11 protein-coding genes are annotated in these 15,636 nt (G+C 70.3%); 2 read left to right on the top strand and 9 right to left on the bottom strand.

Features of this window, described 5'->3' with window-relative positions; translation table 11 throughout:
- Positions 1-107: 107 nt before the first annotated feature.
- The 5 genes from pstS to IH48_RS0121305 form a co-directional block, all read right to left on the bottom strand.
- On the bottom strand, positions 108-1,256 hold the full coding sequence (pstS, locus tag IH48_RS0121325; protein WP_030906884.1) for a phosphate ABC transporter substrate-binding protein PstS: 1,149 nt from the start codon (positions 1,254-1,256) through the stop codon (positions 108-110).
- Between the two features lie 252 nt (positions 1,257-1,508).
- Positions 1,509-2,672, bottom strand: a complete 1,164-nt coding sequence (locus IH48_RS0121320) for a CHAD domain-containing protein (protein ID WP_037842876.1) — start codon at positions 2,670-2,672, stop codon at positions 1,509-1,511.
- A 94-nt stretch (positions 2,673-2,766) separates the two neighbouring features.
- Positions 2,767-5,055, bottom strand: coding sequence for an RNA degradosome polyphosphate kinase (locus IH48_RS0121315; protein ID WP_030906880.1), 2,289 nt, complete (start codon positions 5,053-5,055; stop codon positions 2,767-2,769).
- Positions 5,056-5,459: 404 nt separating this feature from the next.
- On the bottom strand, positions 5,460-5,681 hold the full coding sequence (locus IH48_RS0121310; protein ID WP_234434333.1) for a DUF397 domain-containing protein: 222 nt from the start codon (positions 5,679-5,681) through the stop codon (positions 5,460-5,462).
- Positions 5,672-6,541 (bottom strand): helix-turn-helix domain-containing protein, encoded by an 870-nt coding sequence (locus tag IH48_RS0121305; protein WP_030906874.1) that lies wholly within the window; start codon positions 6,539-6,541, stop codon positions 5,672-5,674. The genes IH48_RS0121310 and IH48_RS0121305 overlap by 10 nt, the downstream gene beginning before the upstream one ends.
- Positions 6,542-6,875: 334 nt before the next feature.
- Here IH48_RS0121305 and IH48_RS0121300 point away from each other — a divergent pair, with 334 nt between their 5' ends.
- Positions 6,876-7,457, top strand: coding sequence for an ATP-binding protein (locus tag IH48_RS0121300; protein ID WP_234434332.1), 582 nt, complete (start codon positions 6,876-6,878; stop codon positions 7,455-7,457).
- Between the two features lie 473 nt (positions 7,458-7,930).
- Positions 7,931-9,379, top strand: a complete 1,449-nt coding sequence (locus IH48_RS0121290) for an AAA family ATPase (RefSeq protein WP_107059343.1) — start codon at positions 7,931-7,933, stop codon at positions 9,377-9,379.
- 52 nt (positions 9,380-9,431) lie between these two features.
- Here IH48_RS0121290 and dnaE read toward each other — a convergent pair whose 3' ends face one another.
- The 4 genes from dnaE to mshD all read right to left on the bottom strand — a co-directional run bounded on the left by dnaE (position 9,432) and on the right by mshD (position 15,598).
- Positions 9,432-13,025, bottom strand: a complete 3,594-nt coding sequence (gene dnaE, locus IH48_RS0121285; protein ID WP_037842762.1) for a DNA polymerase III subunit alpha — start codon at positions 13,023-13,025, stop codon at positions 9,432-9,434.
- Between the two features lie 161 nt (positions 13,026-13,186).
- Positions 13,187-14,125 carry an NADP-dependent oxidoreductase gene (locus IH48_RS0121280; RefSeq protein ID WP_030906863.1) on the bottom strand — a complete coding sequence of 313 codons (939 nt, stop codon included), beginning with the start codon at positions 14,123-14,125 and terminating at the stop codon, positions 13,187-13,189.
- Positions 14,126-14,144: 19 nt separating this feature from the next.
- Positions 14,145-14,594: a MarR family winged helix-turn-helix transcriptional regulator gene (locus IH48_RS0121275; RefSeq protein WP_030906860.1), complete on the bottom strand. Its 450-nt coding sequence runs from the start codon at positions 14,592-14,594 to the stop codon at positions 14,145-14,147.
- 83 nt (positions 14,595-14,677) lie between these two features.
- Complete coding sequence (mshD, locus tag IH48_RS0121270; RefSeq protein ID WP_030906857.1) at positions 14,678-15,598, bottom strand: mycothiol synthase; 921 nt, start codon at positions 15,596-15,598, stop codon at positions 14,678-14,680.
- Between the last annotated feature and the right edge of the window lie 38 nt (positions 15,599-15,636).

The following is a 15,636-nucleotide window of genomic DNA, read 5'->3' as shown; positions in this document are numbered from 1 at the left end:
GCTCCCCCGGCGGCGGTGCACCGGATGTACGGGGGTCCCGCGGGCGGTGGCCGCTCGGGGACCCGCCGTACACGAATCAGGGGTCGGGAACGGGGAGGACGGCCGGGTCAGGACAGCGACTTGATCGCCGTGCGTACCTGGCTCGCGATGTTCTCCGGCAGCGGCGCGTAACCCAGCGACGTGATCTGCTTCTGGGCGTCGGCGCTCGCGATGTAGGTCAGGAAGGACTTGGTGGCGTCGAGGGTCGCCGACTTGTTGCCCTTGTCGCAGACGATCTCGTTGGTCACCAGGGTGATCGGCCAGGCGCCGTCCGCCTTGGTGGTGTAGTTGATCTTGAGGGCGAGGTCGCCGTTCGTGCCGACGACCTTCGCGTCCGCGATCGCCTTGGAGGCGGCGTCGGAGCTGATCTTGACGGGCTGGGCCGCGCCGGTGTCCAGGTCGACGGTCGAGAGCTTGCTCGCGTTGGCGTAGGACAGCTCGGTGTAGCCGATGGCGCCGGTGGTCTGCTTGACCTGCGCGGTGACGTTGGCGGAGCCCTGGGCGGACTGGCCGCCCTTGGCCTGCCACGTCTGGCCGCCCGAGTAGGGCCAGTCGCTGCCCGCGGCGGCGATCAGGTACTTGGTGAAGTTGTCCGTCGTGCCGGAGTCGTCCGAGCGGTGGAAGGGCTGGATCGCCGTGGCGGGCAGCTTGGCGCCCGGGTTCAGCTTGGCGATGGCGGGGTCGTTCCACTTGGTGATCTTCGAGTCGAAGATCTGCGCCATGGTCTTCGCGTCCAGCGTCAGGTTGTCGACGCCGGGGACGTTGTAGACGACGGAGATGGGGCCGCCGACCATGGGCAGGTCGATGGCCTGGCCACCGGTGCACATCTTCTTGGACTGGGCGATCTGCTCGGGCTTGAGCGCGGAGTCGGAGCCGGCGAAGGCCGTCTGGCCTTGCAGGAACTGCTGCACGCCGGCGCCCGAACCGATGCCCTTGTAGTTGATCTGGATGCCGGAGCAGGACTGCGTGAAGGCCTTGACCCACTGGTCCATGGCATTCTGCTGGGCCGTGGATCCTGAGGCCAGCAGGTTGCCCGAGCCCTTGCCGCAGTCGGCGGAGCCGGCCGCGGCCGAGTTCGTGCTGGTGCCGGGGCTCGCGCTGCTGCCGCTGCCGCCGCTGTTGTCGTCCGAGCCGCACGCCGTGAGAACCAGGGCGCCGGAGACGGCGAGGGCACCGAGCGCGGTGGCACGCAGCCCGTTCTTGCGCAGAAGCTTCACTTGGGGTCGTTCCTTCCAGGAGCCGCCGTGCGTACGGGACGGGAGGGCGGCGTGCGTCGGGTTCGTGGTGGGGCGTTCGGCCGTCACCGTGTAAGCCCGAAATTAGGCAGATGAGATGAAGGCGCCGACGGGGGGAAATGAACGCACGGTGAACCGTGGGGGACGGCCTGGTTCGCCCCTGGTCGCCCGCCACTCGGGCCGTGGTCCGTCGCCCGTGGGATCGCGGGCCCGTGCGTGGCCGGCCGCGCGCTGTCAGCGCGCGGCGTCCGCCGCGTGCTGCTGCCAGAGCCGCTGGAAGGCGAAGCGGGCCGCCTCCACCTCCAGGCGCTGGTCCGCGTGGAGCACCCCGAGCGCGTACGCGGTGGCCGGGGCGATCCTCGGGGTGCGGGCCGCGCTCGCCGCGGCGGCCGCGGCCTCGGCCGCGTCGCGGTGGCGGTCGAGGGCGCGAGCGGCGCCCTCGATCCACTGGGCGTCGGCGGCGTCCCGCAGGCCGCGCGCCTCGTTCGCGCAGCGGTGCAGGCGCAGCAGGTGGCGCACCCGGTGCCAGGGTGCGTCCTGCGCCTCGCTGCCCGGCGCGGCGGACAGGCCGTGCAGCAGCGCCTCGGCGTTGTACGGGTGGGCCGCGCGGGCCAGCGGGAGCGCGGCGACCGCGTCGAGCAGCCGCCGCCGCGCCGCCTCGCCCGGGCCCGCGAGCGCATGTTCGGCGGGCGCCTGGGCCGTGGGGCGCAGCGGAACGTCGGAGGCGAGGACCGCCACGGCGTCGGCGACGGCATGGAAGCGGGACGAGCCGAGCGCCCGGAGCGCCGCGGTGTGCGCGCGAGTGCGCGCCAGCGTCAGCTGCCGGTCGAGCAGGGCGCCGGCCCGCGAGGCGCCGACGGTCAGCGTCGCGGTCCCCGGCGGGGCCGGCGGTGCGGGCGCGGGCTCCGGCGCGGCAACCGGGGGTTCGGCCCACTCGCCCGCCGGCGCACCGCCCGGCACCGCGGCGCGGGGGACGGTGGCGCCGTTGGCGCCGGGCCCCGGCGAGGGGCGCGGCACGGACGCGGCGCCCGGCGCCGCCTCGGGCGCGGGCGCGGGAACCCGCGTGCTCGCGGGCGGCACCGCGAGCCCCGACAGCCGCCCGAGCGCGGACACCAGCCGGTGCAGCCGCGCGGCGCACGCCTGCTCCTGCCCCAGCGTGGCGGACAGCCACGCCAGCTCGCCGCCGAAGTGGCCCGCCCACGCGGGGTCGAACAGCGCCCCGTACGTCTCCAGCGTCGAGCCGATCCCGCGAGCCGAGTCGCGCAGCTCCCGCACCGCCTGCTCGGCGGCGGCCGCGGCCGCGCCTGAGCCGCTGTCGCCGTAAAGCCGCAGGCCGCGCAGGAAGTCACCGGCACGGTCCCGCAGGTACCCCGACAGCGCGTCCCGCGCCGTCAGCACGCTCCCCGGGGCCGGCGCGTCCCCCGCCGCGTCCGGGGCCCCCGCGCCCCCCGACGTCCGTGTGTCCCCCGCCGTGAGCCGGGCGGCCCGGGCCTCATGGTGCCGCACGCCGGCGCCTCCGGGCGTCGATGAGTGTCTCCTGGACGTGCCGCAGCGGCTGCCCCTCCGCGTCCGTCGCGTGCCGCGTCCACTGGCCGTCGGCGCCGAGGTGCCACGACGAGGTCTCGTCGGACACGCCGGTGTCCAGCAGCCGGGTAAGCGCCGCGCGGTGGGCGGGGTCGGTGACCCGTACCAGGGCCTCGATGCGGCGGTCGAGGTTGCGGTGCATCATGTCGGCGCTGCCGAGCCACACCTCGGGTTCGCCGCCGTTGCAGAACGCGAAGACGCGGGAGTGCTCAAGGAAGCGTCCGAGCACGGAGCGCACGCGGATGTTCTCGGAAAGGCCCGGTACGTCAGGGCGCAGCGCGCAGATGCCCCGCACCCAGATGTCCACGGGGACCCCGGCCTGCGACGCCCGGTACAGGGCGTCGATGACGGCCTCGTCCACCATCGAGTTGACCTTGATCTTGATGTACGCGGGCCGGCCGGCGCGGTGGTGGGCGGTCTCCTTGCCGATGCGGGAGATCAGGCCGTCGCGCAGGGACCTCGGCGCGACGAGGAGCCGCCGGTAGGTCTCGCGGCGCGAGTAGCCGGAGAGCCGGTTGAACAGGTCGGACAGGTCGGCGCCCACCTGCGGGTCGGCGGTGAGCAGGCCGAGGTCCTCGTAGAGCCTGGCCGTCTTCGGGTGGTAGTTGCCGGTGCCGACGTGGCTGTAGCGGCGCAGGACGTCGCCCTCCTGCCGTACCACCAGCGACAGCTTGCTGTGGGTCTTCAGGCCGACGAGGCCGTACACGACGTGGCAGCCGGCCTCTTCGAGCTTGCGCGCCCACTTGATGTTGGCCTGCTCGTCGAAGCGCGCCTTGATCTCGACGAGGACGAGTACCTGCTTGCCGGACTCGGCCGCGTCGATCAGCGCGTCCACGATGGGGGAGTCGCCGGACGTCCGGTAGAGCGTCTGCTTGATCGCGAGGACGTCGGGGTCGGCGGCGGCCTGTTCGAGGAAGGCCTGCACGGAGGTCGAGAACGAGTCGTAGGGGTGGTGCAGCAGGACGTCCCGTTCGCGCACCGCCGCGAAGATGTCCGGCGCGGACGCGGACTCGACCTCCGCGAGATCGCGGTGCGTGCCCGCGATGAACCGCGGGAACAGCAGCTCGGGCCGGTCCAGTGACGCCACGCCGAACAGCGCCGTCAGGTCCAGCAGCCCGGGCAGCGGGTACACCTCGGCCTCGGACACCTTCAGCTCGCGCACCAGCAGGTCGAGGACGTACGGGTCGATGGACTCCTCGACCTCCAGCCGCACGGGCGGCCCGAAGCGGCGCCGCATCAGCTCCTTCTCCAGGGCCTTGAGCAGGTTCTCCGCGTCGTCCTCCTCGACCTCCAGGTCCTCGTTGCGCGTGACGCGGAACATGTGGTGCGCGAGCACCTCCATGCCGGGGAACAGCTCTTCGAGGTGGGCGGCTATGACGTCCTCCAGCGGCACGTACCGCCCGGGGGACGCCTCGAGGAAGCGGGAGAGCAGGGGCGGCACCTTGACGCGCGCGAAGTGGCGGTGGCCGCTGACCGGGTTGCGCACGACGACCGCGAGGTTGAGCGAGAGCCCGGAGATGTACGGGAAGGGGTGGGCCGGGTCGACGGCGAGCGGGGTGAGGACGGGGAAGATCTGCCGGCGGAAGAGCGTGAACAGGCGTGCCTGCTCCGTCTCGCTCAGCTCGGGCCAGCGGATGAGGTGGATGCCCTCGTCGCCGAGCGCGGGGGCGACGTCCTGCTGGTAGCAGGCGGCGTGCCGCTCCATGAGCTCGCGGGAGCGCGTCCAGATCAGGTCGAGCACCTCGCGGGGCTGCAGTCCTGAGGCGGACCGGGTGGCCACGCCGGTGGCGATGCGGCGCTTGAGTCCTGCGACGCGCACCATGAAGAACTCGTCCAGGTTGGACGCGAAGATCGCGAGGAAGTTCGCCCGCTCAAGCAGGGGCGTGGCCGGGTCCTCGGCGAGTTCGAGCACCCGCTCGTTGAAGGCGAGCCAGCTGCGCTCGCGGTCGAGGAAGCGCCCGCGCGGCAGCGCGTCGGCGCCGTCTGGGGCGCCGGCCTCCTCGTAGGTGTCGAGGTCCGAGTCGAGGTCGGGCTCCAGGTCGGAGACGGAGCCGGTGACGGCGTAAGGCCGGTGGATGGGGATGAAACCCACGGACGGCTCGGGCGTGGACGTGCGCGTCTTGCGCCGCGTGCGCGCGGTGCTCGCGGTGGGGGGCGGGAGCTGCTGGTCCGGAACCTCGGCGGGCTGCTGACTCATGTCCCTATTCTTCCGCGCGGGAGCCGAAACGGGCGTCCCGGAGCGTGCGGGGACGGCGGAGTTCCTGCCGTGTGGGCGTGGGGCACAGCGGGCTGCATCCAGCGAGGATCGCAAGGGTGTCTGAACCGACGGTGACGACGAGATGACGCCCGGGCAATCGCGGCGCCGCGCGCGGGGTGCGTCGGGCTCGTGCCCGCGCCGGGCCCGTGTCCGCGCCGCGCGGACGGCCGGGTCACCCCCGGGCTCGGCGGCAGCGCGGGCCGCGAACGCGAGCCTCGCGATCACAGCGAGCTACGGGCGCCCCCTGAGAGTGGCTCACTGGCCCACGGGATGCCGCCGTGCGACGAGTAGGGCCCACCTCCCCGGAGGCTGCCTTGGGGAGGCGGGCCGCTCGCGCTGTGTCATCACTCCGAGAGCATCAGGCCGACGAATGAGCACCAGGCGGCCTTCGGCACGACGAGCGCCGGGCCGAGCTTGTTCTTGGAGTCGCGGATCCCGACCTTGCCGGTCAGGCTTGCGATTTCGACACACGCGCCACCGGAGTCATTGCTGAAGGACGACTTGAACCAGTCGGACTCGGGTGCCACATCGTGGGCCATGATCTTGGTATTGATGGCTACTTCCATTCTCGTGCTAGTTGTTGCAGGAACCCGGCCGTTCGGGCCGGGGGCAGTGCGCTGTCGCGCATCGCGTCGAAGCGACGGACGTTTCGCTGCACGTCTTGCCGCTCGTCCGTGACGCTGATCGTGTTCCACATGTCTACCTGCAGGACAGGGTCGAGGGCCTCGGCGAAGTCCAGCAGAATGAAGTTGGATTCCGCGCGGTACGTCACGACATCGTGTGGCAGGACCTGCACCGTCACGTTGTCCAGCTCGCCCAGCTTCACGATCTCCTCGTACTGGGCGAGCATCACTTCCGGCCCTCCGACCATCCGGCGGACCGCCGTCTCGTCCATGATGACGCGCAGCTCCAGGGCGTCTTCCGAGCGAGTGATCAACTCTTTCCGCTCCATCCGAAGCCGAACGTTCTGCTCGATGTACTCGCTCGTCGTCTCGTCGACCGGCTTGGCGATCTGGTACAGCGTTCGCGCGTACGCCTCCGTCTGGAGCAGGCCGAAGACGAAGGCCGGCTGCCAGGCGCGCATCACTGTCGCGTCCTGTTCCAATCCGCGGAACGTCGGCATCTTCGACGGCATGTACGCCTTGTACGGCGTCCACGGCTCCTTGCTCAGGGATTCCCTGTGCAGTTGGAGAAGCGTCTCCAGGTCCTCCTTCGGGAGGTTCGGGTCCAGATGGTCGATGAGCGCCTCGAGGTCGCTCACGCGCGGCAGGTCGTTCTCTCCGATCTCTACTCGCGCGAGCTTCGTGTGGGAGAAGCCCAGGGCCTTGGCGACCTCTTGTAGCGTTTCGCCCTTCTTGTCCCGGAGTTTCCGCAGTTCCTTGCCCAGCTCCCGTCGGCGGAACGTCGCGCCACGCTTAGCTGCCACTGTCTAACCCTCTCGCCTGCCCTGTCGGTGCCCAACACATGTCATGCCCGGCGTCACGGCGGGTCGTGCTCCTGAGTGTCCCACCCCTTGTACCCCGCTGAACAACCCCTTGCCTGTGCTTGGGCAATTGCCAATTTTAAGGCTTTCGCCGTTGCTCTTGCACAGTAAATCGCACATGCGCCACCGTGGTTGAGGGACAGATCGGGAACGCCGTTCACGCCAGTCCTGGAGGTGTGCCCTCGCAACTGTGTGCGGGCCGGCCTCCGTCGGGGCGGCGCTGCCAAGGTACCGACCCGCGTCACCGGCAACACCCCACGACGAACTGAGGCCAGTAATGCGCCAGCGACTTGATCCCGAAGCGTCCACCATGATGGATGACCCACTTGCCCTGGGCGAGTGCGAGGCGCAGATCGACCCGACCATGTATCACCTGGCCTCCGCCGCCCTGGTGACGACTGAAGGCTGCTGCGGTGAACAACCGGCGCCGTGCGCGGTGATCTACACCAGGGCCGCCGCAGAGCCGCAGACACAGTTGCTCCGCGGCTTCTCGGTCGCGTTCGCCCCTGACAGGTCCCAGGTCTCCGGTGTCCGGCGCATCACCCGGGCTCACTTGCGAATGTGGAGCGTGCCCGACTCGCAGGCCGAGGACATCGTGCTCGCCATCTCCGAACTCGTCACCAACTCGGTCCAGCACGGTCATGGCGACATCGCTCTGCGGGTTCGGTACAGCGCAGACGACGTGCATGTAGAAGTGTCCGACAGCAATCCAGTCCCCGCCGAACTGCGCGTCGCCGGCGACGACGACGTATCGGGCCGTGGCCTGTTCCTCATTGCTGCGCTCTCAAGCGGCTGGGGTGTCAGCGACAACGGCACGACGACGTGGTGCACCTTTCGCATGTCAGCGGTGAAGCCGTGATGGCCGCCGGGACCGCGACGACGCACCGCTCCACGGCACGAATGAACCACCGAACGGTGCCACGCCCACTGCTTGAGCCATGTGACAACGCCGCTTGCCCAGTTGGCATACACAGTCAGCAAGGGCGAAGGGCCCTGCCGCCCGGGTCTGGGCTGTCACCAGAACTCCGCATGTGATGCGCGATGCCCGCGTGCGGGAATGGCCGGGGACCGCCGAAGGGGCGTGGCGGCGTCATGCGCCCCATGTGGCAGGACCGTGCCATCAGCACCGAAATGCTCGACCTGGACGTCAGGATCGTCGCCACCGGGCCCGTGAAGCGCCTGTAGCGGGAGCCCCCGCCACAGGCGCGGTACTACCGGCAGGCCGGGACGGCGATGGGTATTTGCATGTCCACTGCTACCATAACTATAGACATGGTAATTTCCCCTACTGAGGAGGCCGGTCTCGTGGCCACATTGCCTCGCCCCATGGAGATGTTCGACCGCGAGCGCGAGTGGGGCGCCCTGTCGGCCTTCGCCACCGACGAGGCTTCGGGCGCGACCCTGGGGGTGGTCTCGGGGCGCCGGCGGCAGGGCAAGACGTTCCTCCTGCGAGCGCTGTGCCGGGCGACAGGGGGCTTCTACTTCGCGGCGGAGGAGGCGACCGACGGCGAGTCGCTGCGGCAGATCGGCGCCGCGATCGGGGATCACCTGGGCTCACCCGCGCCGCTGTCCTTCGCCGACTGGCGTCAAGTCGTGGATGCGTTGCTGGCCCTGGGTCGCGAGCGCCCGGTCCCGGTGGTGATCGACGAGTTCCCCTACCTGGCCCGCGCCAACCCGCGACTGCCCTCGATCATCCAAAATGCGCTGGCCCCCCTGCGCGTGGAGCGCGACCAGAGCCGGGCGCGGCTTTTGCTGTGCGGGTCGGCCATGTCTTTCATGGGGCGTCTCCTCAGCGGCAACGCACCGCTGCGGGGGCGAGCGGCCCTGGAGCTTGTGGTGCCCACGCTGGACCACCGGCTCGCCGCCGAATTCTGGGGGGTGGTCGACCCTGTCACCGCGTTGAAGGTCAACGCGATCGTCGGCGGCACCCCGGCCTACCGCCGCGAGTTCGTCCGCGACGACGTCCCTGTCGGCCCGGAGGACTTCGATTCCTGGGTTCTGCGCACGGTGCTGTCTCCGACCAGCCCGCTGTTCCGCGAAGCCCGCTATCTCCTGGCCGACGAGCCGGACCTGCGCGATGCCGGCCTGTACCACTCGGTCCTCGCAGCCATCGCGGGCGGCAACGCCAACCGCGGCGGCATCGCCTCCTACCTGGGACGCAAGTCCAGCGATCTCGCCCACCCGCTCACCGTCTTGGAGGACTGCGGACTGATCACCCGGGAACCCGACGTCTTCAAAGCCAACCGGACCAACTTCCGTATCAACGAACCCCTGGTCGCCTTCTACCACGCCGTCATGCGCCCGATCTGGTCCGACCTGGAACACACCCGCGACGCACGCCGCCTGTGGGAACGTGCGCAACGTCGCTACATCGGCAACATCCTGGGCCCGCACCTGGAACACGTGTGCCGCCACTGGACCCGGTACTTCGCCCCTGACGACCTGTTCGGTGACGTGCCCAACAAGGTGGGTTCGGGAACGGTCAACGACCCGGCCCGACGCACCAGCCACGAACTGGACGTCGTGGCCTACGGCCTGGACGACGACAACCGCTCACCACTGCTGGCCATCGGCGAGGTGAAATGGGGCGAGGTGATGGGCCTGGGACACCTGGAACGTCTCACCCGGATCCGTGCGCTCCTGACTGCCCAGGAGCGCTACGGTGCCGCTGACGCACGTCTGGTCTGCTACAGCGCGACCGGGTTCACTGACGACCTCCGCGACCGCGCTGCCACCGACCCCGGTGTCGTCCTGGTCGAGGCAGCGGACCTCTACCGGTGATCCGGCGCCATGCCAGGACCGCTGTGCCCGCGCGACCGGGGCGTGTTCCCCGCTACGTCAGGCCGCACCACGCGTCGGGCCCGAAGGCGCCCTTGATGTCGGAGACCACGGACGTGGGGTCGACCGTGTAGCCGAGCTCGTAGATCACTGTCTTCGCCGGAGCCTGTACGCGCATGCGCACCGGGCTCTCGCCACGGTGGGCGGTGAGGATCCGCTTGAGTTCGGCGACGCACGGCTCGTTGATCTTGTGGGAGGGGAACGCGAGCATGACGGGCGGCCTGCCTCCGCTCTCGGCCGAGGACACGTCGATCACTTCCAGCTCCTGGCCGAAGACGGACACCGCGCCGTCCCGGTCGTTGAGGCGTCCCTGTACGGAGACGACGGAGTCCGGCAGCAGCGCGTGCTGGACGAGCTGGTAGGACGCGGGGAAGAACAGGACCTCCATCTCGCCGTCGCGGTCGGCGAGGTTGATGATGGCCCAGGCGTTGCCCTGCTTGGTCATGCGCCGATCGACGGAGGTGATCAGGCCGGCCAGCCGTACGACGCCTTCCGTGCGGCCGGAGCCGACCAGTTCGCTGATGGTGCTGTCCCGGTGGCGGGAGAGGATGTGCTCGGTGCCGTCGAGAGGGTGCGCGGAGACATACAGGCCGAGCATTTCCCGCTCGGTGGCAAGAAGCTGCTTGCGGGGCCATTCGCCCTCGCCGATCGCGAAGTCGAGCCCGAACGACGGAACGTCGTCGGTGCCCTCGCCGCCCAGGCCGGCGAAGAGGTCGTCCTGCCCGAAGGCAGCGGCCTTCTTCACGGGGATGACCGAGTCGATGGCGGGTTCGTGGGCGGCGGACAGGCCCTTGCGTGAATGGCCGAGCGAGTCGAACGCGCCCGCCTTGATCAGGGACTCCACGGCCCTCTTGTTCAACGCGGCCACGTCGGCCTTGTCGAGGAAGTCCGGGAAGGAGGCGTACTTCCCCTTCGCCTTGCGGGTGGCGACCAGGGACTCGATGACGCCGTCACCGACGTTGCGTACGGAGCGCAGGCCGAAGCGGACGTTCTCGCCGATGGCGGTGAAGTCGGCGACGGACTCGTTGATGTCCGGCTGGAGGACCTGCACGCCGAGCTTGCGGGCGTCCGCGAGGTAGAGCCCGGCCTTGTCCTTGTCGTCGCCCACCGACGTCAGCAGAGCGGCCATGTACTCGGCGGGGTAGTTCGCCTTCAGGTACGCGGTCCAGTACGACACCAGGCCGTATCCGGCGGTGTGGGACTTGTTGAAGGCGTAGCCGGAGAACGGCAGCATGACGTCCCACAGGGCCTTGATGGACTCCTCGGAGTACCCGTTGCCGCGCATGCCGTCGTGGAACTTCTCCCACTCGGCGGCCAGCACCTCGGGCTTCTTCTTGCCCATGGCGCGCCGCAGCAGGTCGGCGCCGCCGAGGGTGTAGCCCGCGAGCTGCCGCGCGATCGCCATGATCTGCTCTTGGTAGATGAGCAGGTGGAACGTGTTGCCGAGGATCGGCTCCAGGGCGTCGCGCAGCTCCGGGTGGATCGGCTCGATCTCCTGGCGACCGGTCTTGCGGTGCGCGTAGTTGGTGTGCGCGTTGGCCGCCATCGGGCCCGGCCGGTACAGGGCGAGCGCGGCCGCGATGTCTTCGAACCGGGTCGGTTCCATGAGCTTGAGCAGCGTCCGCATGCCGGCGCCGTCGAGCTGGAACACCCCGAACGTGTCACCCCTGGCGAGGAGCTGGTAGGTGGCGGCATCGTCCAGCGGGATCGCCTGGGCCCCGTTCTGGGGCGACGAGTCGGTGGTGATGTGCACGCCGCGGTTCTCGCGGATGTTGGCGAGCGCATGGTCGATGACGCCCAGGTTGCGCAGTCCCAGGAAGTCCATCTTGACCAGCCCCATGTTCTCGCAACTGGGGTAGTCGAAGCCGGTGATCTTGACGCCGTCCTTGGCCCGCATGTGCAGCGGGATCCGGTCGGTCAGCCTGACCTTCGAGAGGATGACCGCCGCGGCGTGCACACCCGTGTTGCGGATCAGGCCCTCGACGCCCTTCGCGCCGTCGACGACCTTCCGCACATCCGGCTCGGCCTCGTACAGCGCCCGGATCTCGCCGGCCTCGCCGTAGCGCGGGTGCTCCGGGTTGAAGACACCGTCGATGGGGATGGACTTGCCCATCACGTCACCCGGCAGGGCCTTCGTGATGCGCTCACCGTGGGAGAACGGGTAGCCCATCAGCCGCGAAGTGTCCTTGATCGCGTTCTTCGCCTTGAGCTTGCCGAACGTGTTCACCAGCGCGGTGTACTCGTCGCCGTACTTCTCCACGACGTAGCGGACCATGGCGTCGCGCTGGCGGTCGTCGAAGTCGAGGTCGACGTCGGGCGGGTTGATGCGTTCCGGGTTGAGGAACCTCTCGAAGATCAGCCCGTGCTCCAGCGGGCACAGCTCCGTGATGCGGGTGGCGTAGGCGACGATCGACCCGGTCGCGGAACCACGGCCGGGCCCGACCGGGATCTTGTTCTCCCGGGCATGGCGGCAGATGTCCGCCACGACGAGGAAGTACGACGAGAAGCCCATCGGGCCGATGACCGTCATCTCGGTCTCGAACCGCTCGAGGACATGCTCGGGGATCGGGTCGCCGTAGCGCATGGCCAGGCCCTTGAGGACCTCCTTGCGCAGCCACGACTCCTGTGTCTCCCCCTCGGGCACGTCGGGGTACTGCGGCATCTCGTCGTTGTGGTTGAAGACGTCCTCGTAGGACTCGATGCGCTCCGCGATCAGCAGCGTGTTGTCGCACGCCTCCGGCAGCTCCGAGAACAGCTCCCGCATCTGCTCGGCGGTCTTCAGGTAGTAGCCCGTCCCGTTGAACCTGAACCTGCGCGGGTCGTTCTTGTTCTTGCCGACGCCGATGCACAGGAGGTTGTCGTGGGCGTCGGAGTGCTCCTCCAGGACGTAGTGCGCGTCGTTGGTCGCCAGGAGCGGGATGTTCAGGTCCTTCGCGAGCCGCAGCAGATCGCCGCGGACGTTGCGCTCCAGGTCGAGACCGTGGTCCATCAGCTCGAGGAAGTAGTTCTCCCGGCCGAAGATCTCCTGGTAGGACGCGGCGACCTGCCGGGCCTCGTCGTACTGGTTCAGCCGGAGGCGGGTCTGGATCGCGCCGGACGGGCAGCCCGTCGTCGCGATGATCCCTTCGGCGTGCTCGCCGATGAGCTCCATGTCCATGCGGGGCTTGCCCGCGGGGAACTGACCGGTGTAGGACGCCTCGGTCGACAGGTAGAACAGGTTCCGCAGGCCCTGGACGTTCCGGGCCCACATCGTCATATGGGTGAACCGGCCGCCGCCGGAGACGTCCTTCGATCCCTCGCCGTCGTCGGACATGGCCCGCTGCCCGCCCGGACCCCAGAACTCCTGTTTGCGGTTGCGGCGCGAGGAGGGCGCCACGTACGCCTCGATGCCGATGATCGGCTTGACGGTGTCGAACCCCTGGGCCACCTGCTGGAACTCGTACGCACCGAACATGTTGCCGTGGTCGCTCATGGCGATGGCAGGCATGCCCTGCCGAGCGACTTCGGTGAACATCGGCTTGAGGCGCTGGGCCCCGTCCAGCATCGAGTACTCGGTGTGATTGTGCAGGTGAACGAAGGAATCCGGCACGATTGGAGGCACCTCCGGGGCGTCTTTGGAGAGCCCCAATCGTAGCTCCGGACCCACTGATGCGACGGCCCCCCACGGGCACTCCCGGGGCGGATTCGCGCCCGCCGGGCTGACCAGCGGCCATGGCTGGAATCAGTCGGCCCGTACGGGGCGGTCGCCGCTTACGGGACGAGCACGATCTTGCCGTGGGTGTGGCGCTGCTCCAGCTCGGCGAAGGCGTCGCGGACGCGGTCGAGCGGGTAGGTCGCGGCGATGGGGATCTCGACGCGGCCGCTCGCCGCGTGCTCGGCCATTTCGCTGAGGACCTCGCGCGTGGAGCCGTCCGCGCTTCCCGCGGTCTTGGCGCCGTACTGCGCGGCCTTCTCGAAGGAGATGATCGTCTCGATGCGGTCGGACGGGATGCCGAGGTCGACGGCGAGCTGCACGTATTGGGGGCCGAACAGGTCGATGAAGGCGTCGATGCCGTCAGGGGCAGCGGCGGTGAGGTCCTCGGCGATCCGGTCGCTGTACGGGACGGGCACGGCGCCGTGGGCCGTCAGCCACGGGGCGCGGGCGGGCGAGGCGATGGCCAGGACGCGGGCGCCGCGCAGGGCGAGCAGTTGCACGACGATCGAGCCGACCCCGCCGGCGGCGGCGGAGACGGCGACTGTCTCGCCGGGCCGCGGCCCGACCGCGTCGACGGCGGCCCAGGCCGTGCAGGCGGCGACGTAGAGGCTGCCCGCCACGGGCCAGGTCAGTCCCGCGGGTTTGGGGATCAGCTGGGTGGCGGGGACCGCGGCGTGGGTGGCGTGGCTGGAGCGCTGCCAGGAGTAGCCGAGTACCTCGTCGCCCGGCGCGAGGCCGGTGACGTCCTCGCCGGTTTCGAGGACCACGCCGGCGAGGTCGCTGCCCTCGCCCGAGGGGAAGGTCGCGGGGAACCGGTCGTGCAGGGCGCCGGTACGGATGGCGATCTCGCCCGGGTTGATCCCCGCGGCCCTGATCTCGACGAGGACCTCGCCGGCGGCGGGGCGGGGGACGGGGATGTCGGCGACATGCAGCACGTCGCGGTCCCCGTAGTGGTCGAAGCGTACGGCGCGGGCGTGTGCTGGTACGGCGGTCACGAGTGCCTCCTGGGGTGGTTCAGGCCTTGCGGGTGGGTGCCGCCGGGCGGGTCGTGGCGGCGCGCAGCGCGGTCAGCGCCGTCGCGAGGTCGCCGAGTTGCGTGGCGGTGAGCGGCGCGGCGATACGGGTGGCGAGCTCCTCGTCGAATATCCGGCCGGCGTCGCGGGTGAGCGCGGCTCCGGCGCCGGTGAGCCGGACGATCGAGGAGCGGCGGTCGGCGGGGTTCGGCCTGCGTTCGCACATGCCGCTCCGCTCCAGCCGGTCCACGGCCTGGCTGGCGCCGCCGATCGTGATCGACAGGGCGGCGGCGATGTCGTTGACCCTGCAGTCACCGGCGCGATCGAGGACGAGCATCACGTTGAGGTTGCCGAGCGAGAGGTCCGCGTCGCGGCGGAGCCGGGCGTCGATCCCGTTCCACAGGTCGGTCTCGAAGCGCACCAGGTCGTCGAACACCCGTCGCGCGTCCATGCTGCCCCCTCGTGTCACATATGCATAAGCGCTAATCAGATTAGCACTGATGCATATGTGGCCGGCCGAGGCCCGCGCGGCGGTCAGAGTTCCGTGCGGTACATCAGGTCCGTCTCGTGGGTCGTGAAGCCGAGGCCCTCGTAGACGCCGACGGCTGCCTCGTTGTCCGCGTCCACGTACAGCATCGCGGTCGGCAGGCCCTCGGCCGCCAGGTGGCGCAGGCCGATGGCCGTGAGTGCCTTGCCGAGGCCGCCGCCCTGCGCGTCCGGCCTGATGCCCACCACGTACACCTCGCCGAGGCGCTCCGCGGCATGCACCTTCGTCCAGTGGAAGCCGACGAGTTCGCCGCCGCGTTCCGCGAGGAAGAAGCCCTTCGGGTCGAACCACGGCTCGGCCTTGCGGTCGTCGAGGTCGCGCTGGGTCATGCCGCCCTGCTCCGGGTGGTGCGCGAACGCCGCCGCGTTCACCGCGAGCCACGCGGCGTCGTCCCGGCCCGGCAGGTACGTCCGGATCGAGACGCCCGCGGGGATGTACGGCTCCGGGGCGTCGTCCGGCGTCAGCGGCCGCCGCATCTGGCGCAGTTCGCGGAAGAGCGTCAGGCCGAGCACCTGCGCGAGGTGGCGCGCCGCCGGCTTCCCGCCGTGCGCCCACAGACGCAGCCGCCGCCCCGACGCCGCCAGCAGCGCGTCGCCCAGGGCGCGTCCGTGGCCGCGGCCGCGGCGCGAGGGGTGCACGACGAGCTCCGCGGCCGGCGCCTCCACCGGGTCCGTGTCCTCCAACTGCGCGTACCCCACGACGTCGTCGCCGGCCGTCAGCAGGAGGTGCCGCACGCCTTGCCGGTGTCCGCCGCGCAGTTGCAGCCTGCCCTGTTCCGAGACCGCCTGCATGCCGTCGGACGAGGCGGCGTCGGCCAGCAGGCCGAGCACCGCGTCGGCCTGTGCGGGCGTGAGCGCGTCGAGGATCTCGATGTGCCGTGCGGGCTCGCGAGCGCTTGCGTCAGTCATGCGACGAGGGTACGGGGCCGGGGCGCGCCGGTCAGGCC

The sequence above is a fragment of the Streptomyces sp. NRRL F-5126 genome (genome assembly GCF_000721265.1).
Taxonomy (GTDB): Bacteria; Actinomycetota; Actinomycetes; order Streptomycetales; family Streptomycetaceae; genus Streptomyces.
Note: the sequence above shows the minus strand (reverse complement) of the source record. Positions and strands in the feature narration are given on the sequence as shown.

Coding starts and splice junctions, on each gene's coding strand:
- IH48_RS0121290 (WP_107059343.1), top strand. CDS start 7,931: ATGTTCGACCGCGAGCGCGAGTGGGGCGCCCTGTCGGCCTTCGCCACC.
- IH48_RS0121275 (WP_030906860.1), bottom strand. CDS start 14,594: ATGGACGCGCGACGGGTGTTCGACGACCTGGTGCGCTTCGAGACCGAC.
- IH48_RS0121315 (WP_030906880.1), bottom strand. CDS start 5,055: ATGAGTCAGCAGCCCGCCGAGGTTCCGGACCAGCAGCTCCCGCCCCCC.
- IH48_RS0121300 (WP_234434332.1), top strand. CDS start 6,876: ATGCGCCAGCGACTTGATCCCGAAGCGTCCACCATGATGGATGACCCA.
- mshD (WP_030906857.1), bottom strand. CDS start 15,598: ATGACTGACGCAAGCGCTCGCGAGCCCGCACGGCACATCGAGATCCTC.
- IH48_RS0121310 (WP_234434333.1), bottom strand. CDS start 5,681: ATGGAAGTAGCCATCAATACCAAGATCATGGCCCACGATGTGGCACCC.